General features: G+C 72.1%; 11 protein-coding genes. 5 read left to right on the top strand and 6 right to left on the bottom strand.

The window, feature by feature from the left end; translation table 11 throughout:
- Window positions 1-168: 168 nt before the first annotated feature.
- Window positions 169-1,389 carry an alpha/beta hydrolase gene (locus ACFU3E_RS31080; protein WP_384165656.1) on the top strand — a complete coding sequence of 407 codons (1,221 nt, stop codon included), beginning with the start codon at window positions 169-171 and terminating at the stop codon, window positions 1,387-1,389.
- Between the two features lie 28 nt (window positions 1,390-1,417).
- Here the strand turns inward: ACFU3E_RS31080 and ACFU3E_RS31075 are convergent, their stop codons facing one another.
- On the bottom strand, window positions 1,418-2,536 hold the full coding sequence (locus ACFU3E_RS31075) for a glycerate kinase (protein ID WP_384165662.1): 1,119 nt from the start codon (window positions 2,534-2,536) through the stop codon (window positions 1,418-1,420).
- A gap of 187 nt (window positions 2,537-2,723) precedes the next feature.
- On the opposite strand from ACFU3E_RS31075, the gene ACFU3E_RS31070 reads away from it, so the two are divergent.
- Window positions 2,724-3,809, top strand: coding sequence for an ADP-ribosylglycohydrolase family protein (locus ACFU3E_RS31070; protein ID WP_384165653.1), 1,086 nt, complete (start codon window positions 2,724-2,726; stop codon window positions 3,807-3,809).
- A gap of 42 nt (window positions 3,810-3,851) precedes the next feature.
- Window positions 3,852-4,346, top strand: coding sequence for an NUDIX domain-containing protein (locus ACFU3E_RS31065; protein ID WP_384165650.1), 495 nt, complete (start codon window positions 3,852-3,854; stop codon window positions 4,344-4,346).
- A gap of 14 nt (window positions 4,347-4,360) precedes the next feature.
- Here the strand turns inward: ACFU3E_RS31065 and ACFU3E_RS31060 are convergent, their stop codons facing one another.
- On the bottom strand, window positions 4,361-4,561 hold the full coding sequence (locus ACFU3E_RS31060; protein ID WP_248509427.1) for a type II toxin-antitoxin system VapB family antitoxin: 201 nt from the start codon (window positions 4,559-4,561) through the stop codon (window positions 4,361-4,363).
- Between the two features lie 78 nt (window positions 4,562-4,639).
- Here ACFU3E_RS31060 and ACFU3E_RS31055 point away from each other — a divergent pair, with 78 nt between their 5' ends.
- Entirely contained in the window at window positions 4,640-5,395 is a 756-nt protein-coding gene (locus tag ACFU3E_RS31055) for an NAD-dependent deacetylase (protein ID WP_384165646.1), read from the top strand.
- Here the strand turns inward: ACFU3E_RS31055 and ACFU3E_RS31050 are convergent.
- Genes ACFU3E_RS31050 through ACFU3E_RS31040 form a run of 3 tightly spaced genes read right to left on the bottom strand, consistent with a single transcriptional unit; the run spans window position 5,355 to window position 8,086 of the window.
- Entirely contained in the window at window positions 5,355-6,068 is a 714-nt protein-coding gene (locus ACFU3E_RS31050; protein ID WP_384165643.1) for a bleomycin resistance protein, read from the bottom strand. The two genes, ACFU3E_RS31055 and ACFU3E_RS31050, sit on opposite strands and share 41 nt — an antisense overlap.
- Window positions 6,069-6,112: 44 nt before the next feature.
- A complete protein-coding gene (locus ACFU3E_RS31045) occupies window positions 6,113-6,595 on the bottom strand; it encodes a methylated-DNA--[protein]-cysteine S-methyltransferase (RefSeq protein ID WP_384165640.1) in 483 nt (160 codons plus the stop codon).
- Window positions 6,596-6,604: 9 nt separating this feature from the next.
- On the bottom strand, window positions 6,605-8,086 hold the full coding sequence (locus ACFU3E_RS31040; protein ID WP_384165637.1) for an AlkA N-terminal domain-containing protein: 1,482 nt from the start codon (window positions 8,084-8,086) through the stop codon (window positions 6,605-6,607).
- A 131-nt stretch (window positions 8,087-8,217) separates the two neighbouring features.
- On the opposite strand from ACFU3E_RS31040, the gene ACFU3E_RS31035 reads away from it, so the two are divergent.
- Window positions 8,218-8,580: an ArsR/SmtB family transcription factor gene (locus ACFU3E_RS31035; protein ID WP_384165633.1), complete on the top strand. Its 363-nt coding sequence runs from the start codon at window positions 8,218-8,220 to the stop codon at window positions 8,578-8,580.
- Between the two features lie 27 nt (window positions 8,581-8,607).
- On the opposite strand, the gene ACFU3E_RS31030 is transcribed toward ACFU3E_RS31035, so the two are convergent.
- Window positions 8,608-12,504, bottom strand: a complete 3,897-nt coding sequence (locus tag ACFU3E_RS31030; RefSeq protein WP_384165630.1) for a glycoside hydrolase family 2 TIM barrel-domain containing protein — start codon at window positions 12,502-12,504, stop codon at window positions 8,608-8,610.
- Window positions 12,505-12,648: the final 144 nt, after the last annotated feature.

The raw sequence follows: 12,648 nt of genomic DNA, 5'->3' as shown, positions 1-12,648 counted from the left end.
TTCGAGGCTCGGGCCACACCCGTTTCGCGTTCAAGGACGTCCCGTTCTGTACTTTGACCGATCAACTACTCCCGTTTGAGGCCGATTTGCAGGAGAAACACAGGAAGAGGAGGGTGGAAAAGGGGGGTTTCACAGAGTTCATCCCACTGTCCAGACCGGGAGACGGTCATGTCCGCGCCCATCCTCAGAGAACACGACGTCACGCTCCAGTCCCAGATCCCCGCGAATCTCGGCGACACGGTGACCCTGCCCGTCCGGGAGTACGACGGCACCAGGCCGAACCAAGCGCACAAGCCGGTGCTGATGCTGCACGGCAGAAGCGTGCCGGCGCTGGCGGGGTTCGACCTCGCGCCGGTTCCCGGCGGCCCCGCCACCCGCTACAGCTGGGCTCAGGAACTCGCGGGCGACGGTTACGACGTCTTCATCATGGACCTGCAGGGATCCGGCCGGTCGCCCCGCCCGAGGATGGACGATCCGTGCAATGCCAGCCCGACCCAGCAGCCGGTCCTCGTCCCCAACCCCCTCCAGGCGCCGTGCCCTCCCCCGCCCCCGTACCCGTCCCAGCTGGGCAACTCGGAGAGCGAGTGGGCGGAGCTGGACGCGGTGGTCGAGTACATCCGGGGCCTGCCCGGCAGGAAGAAGCCGATCCGCTTCGTCGGCTGGTCCCTGGGAGCGGCCGTCATGGGCACCTACGCCCTCCAGAAGCCCGACAACGTCGAGAACCTGCTCCTGCTCGCCCCGGTCTTCCCGCCCAAGGGACGCTGGTCGGACAACCCCGACGACCCCTTCGGGCGTCCGGCCGAGGCCCAGACACTTCCTGTGTCCACGCCGGCCACCACCTGGGGCTTCCCGATGTTCGTCGGCACCAAGACCGGGTTCAGGACGGGGCTGGACGGCAACCCCGCCCTCCGGGAGCCCGGCATCGTGGACCTCGTCTGGGAGGCCTGCATGCAGAGCGACCCCCTCGGCAGCAAGTGGGGCCCCGAGGTGGAGCCGGGCGTCTCCGAGGGCATCCTGCGCTACCGGAACACCTACTGGTGGGGCTGGAACAGCCAGACGGTGCCCCACGAGAAGCCGCCCGGCACGCGCGTCCTCGGCGAACGGGTCCCCGTGCTCATCATCTACGGGGAGCTGGACCGGGCAGCCAACAGCCCAGCGACCTTCCCCGACCCTGTTCGCTTCTCCGTGCCCGCCCTCTACGCAGCCGTCAAGGGTCCCCGGAAGCTGATGTTCTGCCTCGCCGGCGCGGGCCACTCCCTGGTGTGGGAGCTCACCGCCCGGACCGTCCACCACATGTCGAAGCAGTGGTTCAAGAACGGCAAGGTCGAGGGCCTGACCGACGGCAGCTACTTCAGGAACCCGGACGGTGAGCTGATCCCCCTGCCCTGACGGGTGAGGAGAGGGGGATCAGGCCAGGTCAGGTCAGGAAGTCCCGCCCGATCCGCTCCGCCACCCGTTCCAGGATCGGCCCGGCCTCGGCGATGCACTTCGCCACGTCCGGCTCCGCGTCCGTCAGGGGGTACGCCCGGCGGAAACCGGCGCGGCCCAGGGTCTGAGGCGGCAGGGCGAGGCGGCCGCAGACGGCTACGACGTCCTTGCCCGCGGCACGGGCCGCCGCGGCGACGCCCGCCGGGGCCTTGCCGTGGAGGGTCTGCTCGTCGAGAGAGCCCTCACCGGTGATGACCAGGTCGGCACGGTCCAGGGCGGTTGCGAAGCCCAGGACGTCGAGCATGACCTCGATGCCGGGGCGGAAGCGGGCGCCGAGCAGCAGGGCGCCGTAGCCGATGCCGCCCGCCGCGCCCGCACCCGGCGACGCCGCGTGCGCGGCGGCCTTCGGGCCGGCCGGGCCCTCCAGCACCTTCGCGAAGTGCGCGAGGGCGGTGTCCAGGGTCTCCACGTCGTCGGGTGAGGCGCCCTTCTGCGGGCCGTAGACCGCGGGGGCGCCCTTCGGGCCGGTCAGCGGGTTGTCGACGTCGCTCGCGAGGACCAGGTCGACCTCGGCGAGGCGCGGGTCGAGTCCCGACAGGTCGGCGGTGGCCAGCTCGGCGAGTCCGCCGCCGCCGGGGGGCACCGGCTCCCCGCCGGCGTCCAGGAACCGGGCGCCGAGCGCCGACAACATCCCGGCGCCGCCGTCGGTGGTGGCGCTGCCGCCGACCCCGAAGACGATCGTGCGGGCGCCCGCGTCCAGCGCGGCCCGCAGCAGCTCGCCGGAGCCGTACGTGGACGCCGTGAGCGGGGCGAAGACCCCGGCGGGCAGCCGTTGCAGCCCGCTCGCCTCGGCCATCTCCACGACCGCGGTGCCCTCGCGCAGCGCGAAGGCCGCCGTCACCTCGTCGCCCAGGGGACCGGCGACCCGTACCTCCCGGCGCTCGAACCCGGCCGCGACCGCCGCGGCCACGGTCCCGTCGCCGCCGTCGGCCACGGGCAGCGCCTCGACCTCGAGGTCCGGCAGGACCCGGCGCAGCCCCGCCGTGACCCGCTCGGCGACCTCCACGGCCGTCAGCGACCCCTTGAACTTGTCCGCGGCGACGAGCACCCTCTGCGCCGTCCGGGTGTCGCTCACTGCAGCGTCCGCCACTTGCACTCCCCTTGCTCTCCGGGCCCTCACGCACGTCAGGGCCAGTCGCGCCGCTGTGACCTTAACCGGAGGACACCCCCCTCGTCATGCAGACGCCCAGCCCGTGGACCGCGCCCTTCGGCCCCGAAAGGGGTAGACCGTAACCATGACCAGTGCCGGCACGGAGACAAGCACCGGGACCCATCTCGCCGACCGCATCCTCGGCGGCTGGCAGGGCCGCATCGCGGGCAACATGCTCGGCAAGCCGGTCGAGCAGGGCGAGGTGTGGACCCGCGACCGCATCGACCGCTATCTGCGCCGGGCCGCGGCCCTGCCGCTGACCGACTACCTGCCCGAGCCGATCAGCGAGCACGACGGCTTCGCGCTGCGGCCGGAGTGGCGCAGCTGCGTCCGCGGCCGCATCCACGGCAGCTGCCGTGACGACGACATCGACTACGCGATCCTCGGCCTCGACCTGCTGGAGACCCACGGCTTCGGTTTCAGCACCGAGCAGGTCGGCGACCTGTGGCTGCTGCGGCTGCCGTATCTGCAGACGTTCACCGCCGAGCGGGCCGCGTACCGCAACCTCGCCAACGGGCTGAAGCCGCCGCTGACGGCGACGTACGACAACCCGTACCAGGAGTGGATCGGCGCCCTCATCCGCGCCGACATCTTCGGCTGGACCTGCCCCGGCGTCCCGCGCCGCGCCGCCTCCCTGGCCCGGCGGGACGCGGTGCTGTCGCACACCGGCAACGGGGTCTACGGGTCGATGTGGGCGGCGGCGCTGATCGCGGCGGCGTTCACGGCGCCCACCGTGCGGCACGCCCTGGACGAGGCCCTGACGGTGATCCCGGCGAGCAGCCGCCTCGCCCGCACGGTACGCCGGGTGGCCTCCCTGCACGACACCCGGATGTCCTGGGAGGACACGCTCACCACGGTCGCCGAGGAAACCACCGGGATGGGCTGGATCCACACCGTGCCGAACGCGGCCGTCCTCACCGCCGGCCTGCTCTACGGCGACGGCGACTTCACGCGCACCATCACCCTGACCGTCCGCGGGGGCCTGGACACCGACTCCAACGGCGCGACCGCGGGTTCGGTGGCCGGCGTCCTCGGCGGGGCGGCGGCCATCCCCGGCCAGTGGAAGGCCCCGCTGGAGGACACGGTCCGCAGCGCGGTGTTCGGCTTCGACGGGGTGCGGATCAGCGAGCTGGCGGAACGGACGCTGCGGCTGGCGGAGCCGGCGGCCTGACCGCCGGGGGATGAGGCGGGATCCGGTGGTTACCCTGCACCGGTGACCGCCTCTCCTGACTTCGCCACCTACATCGCCTCGCTGCCCCGCGTCCTGGCCGGCGCCGCCGCGCTGTTCCGGGACGGCGAGGGCCGTGTGCTGCTCGTCGAGCCCAACTACCGGGAGGGCTGGGCGCTGCCCGGCGGCACCGTCGAGTCCGACGACGGCGAGACCCCTCGGCAGGGCGCGCGGCGCGAGACGGCCGAGGAGATCGGCCTGGACCGGGAGCCCGGCCGGCTGCTGGCGGTGGACTGGGTGCACGGCACGGGCCGTCCGCCGCTGGTGGCGTACCTCTACGACGGCGGGGTGCTGAGCGAGGACGAGGTCAGGGCGATCCGACTCCAGGAGGAGGAGCTGCTGTCCTGGCGGCTGGTCTCGCGCGAGGAGCTGACCGAGTATCTGCCGGGCGCCCTCGGGGGCCGCGTCCTGGCCGCCCTCGACGTCCTGGCGGACGGCTCGGGCACGGCGGAGCTGGAGAACGGCCACCGGGTCGCCTGAACGGCGCCGACTGCTCAGGCCTCGACGTCCCGGGGCTTGACGTCGACCTCGCGCAGCGCCTCGTCGCGTGCGGCCACGCGGGCCTCGGTGCGGTGACCGCGCTCGACGTAGTCGCGGACGACGAGTTCCACTGCGTCCTGGGGACTGCCCACCCCGGCGAGCACCATGGCTTCCACGACGAGTTCGGCGTCGAGCGAGACAGTGACCTTGGCCATGGGCGGACAGTAACACCGGTCCGGGGCACCGCGATATCCGTTCGCCGCTCCCCCACGGCCCGGCCTACCCTCGGTGACATGGCCAAACCCCTTGTCGCCCTGCTCACCGGAGCCGGCATCAGCACGGATTCCGGGATCCCGGACTACCGCGGGCCGAACGGGCTTTGGCGGCGGGACCCGGAAGCCGAGAAGCTCGTCACGTACGAGTACTACATGGGTGACGCGGAGATCCGCCGCCGCTCCTGGCGGATGCGGCGCGTGAACGGGGCCCTGGGGGCGGAGCCCAACGCCGCGCACCGGGCGGTGGCCGAACTGGAGCGGTCCGGAGTGCCGGTGCGGGTGATCACGCAGAACGTGGACGGGTTGCACCAGCTCGCCGGGATGCCCGCCCGCAAGGTGCTCGAACTGCACGGCACGGCGCGGAGTTTCGTCTGCACCGGCTGCCGTGCCGACGGCCCCATGACGGACGCACTCGCACGGGTCGAGGCGGGTGAGGACGACCCGCCGTGCCTGGAGTGCGGCGGGATCCTGAAGCCGGCGACGGTGATGTTCGGCGAGCGGCTCGACCCCGTCGTCCTCGGTCAGGCGGCCGCCATCAGCAAGGGCTGCCAGATCTTCGTCGCCGTCGGTACGAGCCTCCAGGTGCAGCCCGCCGCCGGCCTCGCCGGTGTCGCCGCCGACCACGGCGCCCGCCTGATCATCGTCAACGCCGAGCCGACCCCGTACGACGACCGGGCCGACGAGATCGTCCGCGACCCCATCGGCACGGCCCTGCCCGAGCTGCTGCGCGGCCTCACCGCCGAGGCGAGCCCCGCAGGTCCGACAGGCGCATGAGCGCGTCACGGCCCTGGTGGCGCTCGGCTTCGGTGAGGTCGAGCGCGGCCGCCCGGGCGAGGGCGGCCGCGGTCGCCTCCTCGTCGCCGAGCCGCCCCGCGACGTCCGCACGCAGGACGAGGAGCTGAAGCAGCTGGACGGGCGTCGGCGTCTCGTCCGTCAGACGCAGCGCCCGGTCGATGACCTTGGCGGCGCCCGCCGTGTCCCCCTTGGAGTCCGCCAGGAGGGACGCGAAGTGCAGGGCCCGCGCGAACGTCTCCTCGGGGGCGGGCCCGTGGTGCCGCTCCTCGCCGGTGCGCTGCCCGACGCGGACGCAGTTGCCTCCGGGGTCGGTCACGAGGAACTGCCGCACGCCGTACGACATGTCCTTGAGCGGCCCGACCCGCGGCAGCCCCCGGGTGGGGATCCTGCCGTACGTCTCCTTGAGCCCGGCCCGGAACGACCGGTAGAGGCCGTCGACGTCGTCGGTCAGGACGTAACAGGTGCTGACCGACACGGTCGGCTCGTACTGCTTCATCGCGAAGAACTGCAGCTCGATGGCGCCGCGTTCCACGACCGCGTAGGGGTTGGGGCTGCGCTGCCGGTACGTCACCTCGAAGCCGAGGGCGGTGTAGAAGTCGAGGACGGGCTGGAGGGTCCGGCACGGCAGGATCGGGATCGTCTTCTCCGGCATGACCTCAGTCTAGTCAAATTTGATGAGTTGCGGAGTCGGAAAGGTCAGAAAAGGGCGGCTCCGCGTTCGAAGTCCAGCAGGCGCTGCTTGCGCTCCAGCCCGCCGCCGTACCCCGTCAGGTTGCCGTTCGCGCCGATGACGCGGTGGCACGGCACGATGATGCCGATGGGGTTGCGGCCGTTGGCGAGGCCGACCGCGCGGGAGGCGGCGGGGGCGCCGAGGATGCCGGCGAGCCGGCCGTAGGTGCGGGTCTCGCCGTACGGGATGCGGCGCAGCGCGTCCCAGACGGCGCGCTGGAACGGGGTCCCCGTCAGGCGCAGTGTGACGGTGAACTCCTTGAGCCCGCCCGCGAAGTAGGCCTCCAGTTGCTCCTCCGCCTCCGCGAAAGGGGTGTCGTCGCGGGCGCCGAAGGTCTCCTCCGGCGGGCGGTGGCGCTGGTCGGTCATGTAGAGGCCGCACAGGACACCGTCGTCGGCGACGAGGGTGAGGGGGCCGTACGGGCTGTCGGTCACGGTGTGCTGTTTCATCGAACATCCCTATACCGGAAGGAAGTTGATCGGGTGGCTGTCGGTCGCCCAGAGGTACTGGACGGCGTAGGCCCGCCAGGGGCGCCAGGCAGCGGCGCGGGCGGTGAGCGCGGCGGGGGTGGACGGCAGGCCCAGTTCCCGGGCGGCGCGGCGGATGCCGAGGTCGGTGGGGAGGAAGGCGTCGGGGTCGCCCAGGGCGCGCATCGCGATGACGTCCACGGTCCAGGGGCCGAAGCCGGGCAGGGCGAGGAGCCGGTCGCGGGTGCCCGGCCAGTCGCTCTCGACGCCCAGGTGGAGGTCGCCGTCGGCGAGGGCGCGGACCAGGGTGGTGAAGGTCGTGCGGCGGGTGCGGGGCATCGCCAGGGTCGCGGGGTCGAGCGCCGCGAGGGCCTCGGGCGCCGGGAAGAGGTGGGTGAGGCCGCCCTCGGGGTCCTCGACCGGTTCGCCGTGCGCGGTGACCAGGCGGGCCGCGTGGGTGCGCGCGGCGGCGGTGGAGACCTGCTGGCCGAGCACGGCCCGGACGGCGAGCTCGGCCTCGTCGGCCGTGCGCGGCACACGCCGGCCGGGCGCCTTGTCGACCAGCGGCGCGAGGACCGGGTCCGTGCGGAGCAGGCCGTCGATCGCGACGGGGTCGGCGTCCAGGTCGAGCAGGCGGCGGCAGCGGCTGATGGCGACGGTCAGGTCGCGCAGGTCGCTGAGGGTGAGGCGGCAGGCGATGTGGTCCGGGTTGGGGGTGAGGGCCACGATGCCGTGGCCGTACGGGAGCCGCAGGGTGCGGCGGTAGGAGCCGTCGCGCCACTCCTCCACTCCGGGTACGGCCGTCGCCGCGAGGTGGCCGAAGAGGTTGTCGGGGTTGAGCGGGGCGCGGAACGGCAGCCGCAGCGCCAGTGCGCCGGGGGTGCTCGCGCCCTGCCGCTTCGGGGCGCGGGCACGCAGCTCGCCCGGGGGCAGGGCGAAGACCTCGCGGACCGTGTCGTTGAAGGTCCGGATCGAGGCGAAGCCGGCGGCGAAGGCGATCTGCGCCATGGGCAGGGCGGTCGTCTCGATGAGCAGCCTCGCCGTCTGGGCCCGCTGGGCGCGGGCGAGTGCGAGGGGGCCCGCCCCCAGCTCGGTGAGGAGCTGCCGCTCGACCTGCCGGGTGCTGTAACCGAGCCGGCCGGCGAGCCCGGGCACACCCTCGCGATCCACGACGCCGTCGGCGATCAGCCGCATGGCGCGGGCCACGAGGTCGGCTCGCTGGTTCCACTCCGGGGAGCCGGGGCTGGTGTCGGGCCTGCAGCGCTTGCAGGCCCGGAACCCGGCCTGCTGGCAGGCCGCCGCGCTGGGATGGAACACCATGTTCTCCGGCTTGGGCGGCACCACCGGGCAGCTGGGACGGCAGTAGATGCCGGTGGTCAGGACGGCCGTGAAGAACCAGCCGTCGAACCGCGCGTCCTTCGACTGCACGGCGCGCACGCAGCGCTCGGTGTCGGTGTGCATTCCCGTCTGCATGGGTCCAGCATCCGGCACCCGGCGGCACGGGGCTGGCGAGAATCCGACATCGACCCGCCCACGCCCCGCCACCCCACCGGCACAGATGAAGATTCATTCATGTGTTCGTGCGGGGCCGGTACGATGACGTCATGGGTCATGGAGCCGTCACCCCCGTGCAGGACGCCGGCGCGCGCGTACGCCTGGACGCGGACAACGTCGCGAAGGTCGCCACCACGCTCCAGGCCCTGTCCACGCCCTCCCGGCTGCTCATTCTGGCGCGGCTGCGCGAAGGCCCGCTGCCGGCCACGGAGTTGGCCGCCGAGGTGGGCATGGAGCAGTCGGCCTGCTCGCACCAGCTGCGGCTGCTGCGCAATCTGGGCCTGGTCGTGGGTGAGCGGCGGGGCCGTTCGGTGGTGTACGCGCTGCACGACCACCATGTCGCCGAGCTGCTCGACCAGGCCGTCTACCACGTGGAGCATCTGCGCCTGGGCATCAGCGACGCCGCCGACTGAGACGGCGCCGCTGTCACACGACCGGAGCTATGCGGTGGCCGTCGGCCGGCGCGAGGCCCGCATCGCCTCGCTCACCCGCGTCAGCGGACGCAGCCGGTAGGTGTACGCGTAGTCGCGATCGGCGAACAGCTTGTACTCGTCGTGAGGGTGCGCCCCCCAGCTGTCGTCGCCGCCCACGCCCGTCTGGCGGTGGTTGAGCCGGAGGATCACCGCGTCCCGGGGCGTGAGCTGGTAGTCGTGGCGGGCCCCGGCCGACAGGTCCTCCGGTGTGAAGTGCGAGGCGTTGACCTCCAGCAGCGGCTCACCGCAGACGAGCAGTCCGCGCCCGCTGCGGTCGGTGAGCGCGGCCCAGCGGACGTCGGTCTTGTTGCCGTTCTCCTGGGGACGCAGGTAGGAGGTCCACTGCCCGGAGACGGTGCCGGAGTACAGGCCGACGTCGGTGGCGTTGTTGCGGTCCCACATGTTCTCCTCCGGGCCCCGGCCGTAGTAGTGCAGCCGGTCCAGGCGGCGGGGCAGGAACAGCAGGGTCCCGACCTCGGGGATGTACGGGAGGCCGGCCGCACCTGGATGCAGGGTGTTGTCGACCTTGATCTCGCCGTGGCCGAAGACCGTGTACGTGGTACTGAACGTGGACGCCGTACCGGTGGGCAGCGTGCCGGTGACGGTGACCTCGACGGCCCGGTCGTCCAGGGGCCGAACCCGGACGTCGGTCACCTTCCGCTTCGCTCCGGCGTCGCGCCACATCTGGTTGCGGGTGTGGTGGCCGTTGCCGCGGTCGTTGTCGGTGGGTGCCCGCCAGAAGTTCGGGGCGGGGCCGGAGGTGAGGAGACGGGTGCCGCCCGCCTCGAAGGACGTGATGGTCCCGGTGCTCTTGTCGACGGTGACGGCGAAGCCCTTGCCCTTCACGGTGACGGCCTTGTCCCCGTCGGTGTGGCTGAGGGCGGGCACGGTTCGCAGCGGCGCGGGCTTCACGGCCGGGCTGCCCGCGTCGAGGGCGAGCTGCTGCTTGGCCACCTCGAAGCCGGCCTTGGCCCACCGGGTGGATTCCCTGGTGGTGAAGGAGAGCTGGAGGAAGTACTCGGTGCCGGGTTCGGGCCTGGCGGGCAGCCGCACCGGAACCTTGATGTCCTTGCTGCTCAGCGGTGCGACGTTCAGCTGGTCGCGGGTCAGCCGGCCGCGCTGGACGACCTCGCCGTCGGCGACGAGGGACCAGCGTCCGTCGAACTCACGGAGATTGGTGAAGAGGTACTCGTTGGTGAGCGTGACGGCGCCGGGGCCGCCCGACGCCGGGGTGGCGTTGACGGCCTGGTAGATCTGCTTGACCTCGGCGGACTTGCCGGTGAGGCCGCGGTCGGCCGTGACGATGCCGTTTCCGCAGAACGCGCCGTCGTTGGGGTTGTCGCCCCAGTCGCCGCCGTAGGCGTAGAACGTCTTGTCGCGCGGGCGCTTCTCGGTGAAGCCGGCGGTGGCGGCGTCGAACCAGAAGCGCACGCCCTCGTCTCCCGGCTTGCGGGTCTCCGAGGCCAGTTCCGCGGCGCTCAGCGCACGGGCGTACACGCGGGCCCGGCGGATGGTGCCGCTGAACTCCCGGGTCGGGTTGTCGATGTCGGTGGCGAGCGACAGGGACGCGGTGTTGTCGGCCGGGCGCCGGGTGGTGGTCCGGGTGCCGCGCACCCGGCCGTCGACGTACAGGGTGAGCGTGCCGGCGTCGGCGTCGAACACACCGGCGATGTGGTGCTCCGCGCCGGTCCAGCCGTCGGGCAGCGCCCAGCTCGCGGTGACCCACTGGCCTCCGCCGTGGATGAAGAACTCCAGGTTCCTGTCGGTCTGCTTCAGGGCGTACTGGGTGTCGCCCTTGGCGATGATCGGCTGGTGGAAGCCGGTCACGTGCGGGGTGACCCAGGCCTCCAGCGTGAGGGAGCCCGTGAGGTCGAGGCGGGTGTCGCGGGGGAAGACGGTGCCGCCGGAGACGCCCTTCTCGCGGTCGAAGGTGCCGGAGGGCGCGATGACCTCGCCGCGCAGCGAGCCCGGGCCGGACTCGGTGAGCAGCTTGCGGGTCGGGGTGGGCCAGCGCAGGGCCTGGTCGACGAAGTCCCAGATCCAGCCGCCCTGGAGGACGTCGTGGCGACGGATGATGTCCCAGTACTTCTTGAAGTTGCCGTTGGAGTTCCCCATGCCGTGGGAGTACTCGATCATCACGTACGGCCGGGTGTCGCCGGTGTCCTTGGCGCGCTGCTCGACCCGCTGCGGCTTGTCGTACATCTCGGAGCGGATGTCGCTGATGCCCGGGCGGTCGTCGCCCTCGTACTGGATGACGCGGCTGGGGTCGTAGGAGCGGATCCAGTCGTACATGGCGTTGAAGGTGGTGCCGCTGCCCGCCTCGTTGCCGAGGGACCAGATGACCACAGAGGCGTGGTTCTTGTCGCGGTGGACCATGTTCTGGGCGCGGACCACGCAGGCCTCGGTCCACTCCGGGTGACCGCTGCCGGGGAACTTGTCGCGGATGCCGTGGGTTTCGAGGTTGGTCTCGTCCACGAGGTACAGGCCGTACTCGTCGGCGAGTTCGTACCACAGCGGGTTGTTGGGGTAGTGCGAGGTGCGGACGCTGTTGATGTTGAGCCGCTTGATGACCTCGATGTCCTCGACCATCTGCGCGCGGGTGAGTGCCGAGCCGGTGACGGGGTGCATCTCGTGGCGGTTGGTGCCGCGGAAGGAGACCGGCTTGCCGTTGATGCGCATCAGGCCGTCCTTGAGCGCGAACTCGCGGAAGCCGACCCGGTGCGAGAGGGTCTCCACCACCTTGCCGGCGGGGTCGCGCAGGCGGAGCACGGCGGTGTAGAGGTTCGGGTGCTCGGCCGACCAGAGCTTCGGCGAGGGGACGGCTCTGGACGCCTCGGCGGTGGCCTCGTCGCCGTCGGGGACGTCGACGGGCCGGTGCAGGGGCCGGGACCAGACGGCGTGGCCGCGCGCGTCGTAGAGCTGGGTCTCGACGGTGTAGCGGCCCGCGCCCTTGCCGCCGTAGTCGCGGACGTGCGCGGTGACCTTGAGCTCGGCGGAGGTGTAGCCGTCGCCGAGCGGGGTGTCCAGTTTGAAGTCGCGCAGGTGCACGTTCGGGGTGGAGTACAGGTGGACCGAGCGGAAGATGCCGCTCAGCCGGATCATGTCCTGGTCCTCCAGCCAGTCCCCGTCGGAGTAGCGGTACACCTCGACGGCGATCTGGTTGGTGCCCGGCTTCAGATGGCGGGTGATGTCGTACTCGGCGGAGGTGTAGGAGTCCTCGTGGTAGCCCACCAGCTCGCCGTTGATCCACACGTAGTGGGCGGACTTGACGCCCTCGAAGTGCAGGAAGGTGCGCCGGCCGGACCAGTTGCGGGGCACGGTGAACGTGCGGCGGTACTGGCCGACGGGGTTGTAGCGGGTCGGGGCGGCCGGCGGCTGGGCGTTCTCGCCGCCGCCGTTGGCCCCCCACCAGGGGTAGGTGATGTTGACGTAGATCGGGAAGTCGTAGCCGTGCATCTGCCAGGCCGAGGGCACCGGGATGGTGTCCCAGCCGGAGTCGTCGACGCCGGTGCCGTAGAAGTCCGGGTCCCGGTCGTCGGGGCGGTCCGCGTAGGCGAACTTCCAGGTGCCGTCGAGGCTCAGGCGGTACGGCGAGCGCTCGCGGTCGCCCTTCAGCGCCTGCCCGAGGTCGGCGTAGGGCATGAGGGTGGTGTGCGGCGGCTCGGTGCCCACCCGGTACACGCTCAGGCCGTCGTTCCACTCCGGAGGGCCGTCCGCCGCCGGGCGCCGGCCGGCCGCGTGCGCCGCGGCGGGCGACGCGGACAGGGCGAGCGCGCCGAGCACGGCGGCTCCTCCCTCCAGCAGTCGGCGACGGCTGACGACCGGCCGGTCGGCGGGAGAGGGGTGCGGGTGCGGGTGCGGCATGACCGTGGCCTTCCTCGGTTCGACAGGGTGCTGCACGGACTGAGGGCATGTCAGACGGGACTCCCAACCACCCATCTGCGATGGGTGTTTCTGTTGGGAGACGTGCAACTGACGGTGACGGAGCAACTGCTGAGCAGGCACACC

This window comes from Streptomyces sp. NPDC057424, from assembly GCF_042803315.1.
GTDB lineage: Bacteria > Actinomycetota > Actinomycetes > Streptomycetales > Streptomycetaceae > Streptomyces.
The sequence above is the reverse complement of the archived record's forward strand: the minus strand, read 5'-3'. Positions and strand labels throughout refer to the sequence as shown.

What these genes read in the sequence shown, in the direction of transcription:
- ACFU3E_RS31080 (WP_384165656.1), top strand. Translation starts at nt 169, where the DNA reads ATGTCCGCGCCCATCCTCAGAGAACACGACGTCACGCTCCAGTCCCAG.
- ACFU3E_RS31070 (WP_384165653.1), top strand. Translation starts at nt 2,724, where the DNA reads ATGACCAGTGCCGGCACGGAGACAAGCACCGGGACCCATCTCGCCGAC.
- ACFU3E_RS31060 (WP_248509427.1), bottom strand. Translation starts at nt 4,561, where the DNA reads ATGGCCAAGGTCACTGTCTCGCTCGACGCCGAACTCGTCGTGGAAGCC.
- ACFU3E_RS31055 (WP_384165646.1), top strand. Translation starts at nt 4,640, where the DNA reads ATGGCCAAACCCCTTGTCGCCCTGCTCACCGGAGCCGGCATCAGCACG.
- ACFU3E_RS31050 (WP_384165643.1), bottom strand. Translation starts at nt 6,068, where the DNA reads ATGCCGGAGAAGACGATCCCGATCCTGCCGTGCCGGACCCTCCAGCCC.
- ACFU3E_RS31045 (WP_384165640.1), bottom strand. Translation starts at nt 6,595, where the DNA reads ATGAAACAGCACACCGTGACCGACAGCCCGTACGGCCCCCTCACCCTC.
- ACFU3E_RS31040 (WP_384165637.1), bottom strand. Translation starts at nt 8,086, where the DNA reads ATGCAGACGGGAATGCACACCGACACCGAGCGCTGCGTGCGCGCCGTG.
- ACFU3E_RS31035 (WP_384165633.1), top strand. Translation starts at nt 8,218, where the DNA reads ATGGGTCATGGAGCCGTCACCCCCGTGCAGGACGCCGGCGCGCGCGTA.
- ACFU3E_RS31030 (WP_384165630.1), bottom strand. Translation starts at nt 12,504, where the DNA reads ATGCCGCACCCGCACCCGCACCCCTCTCCCGCCGACCGGCCGGTCGTC.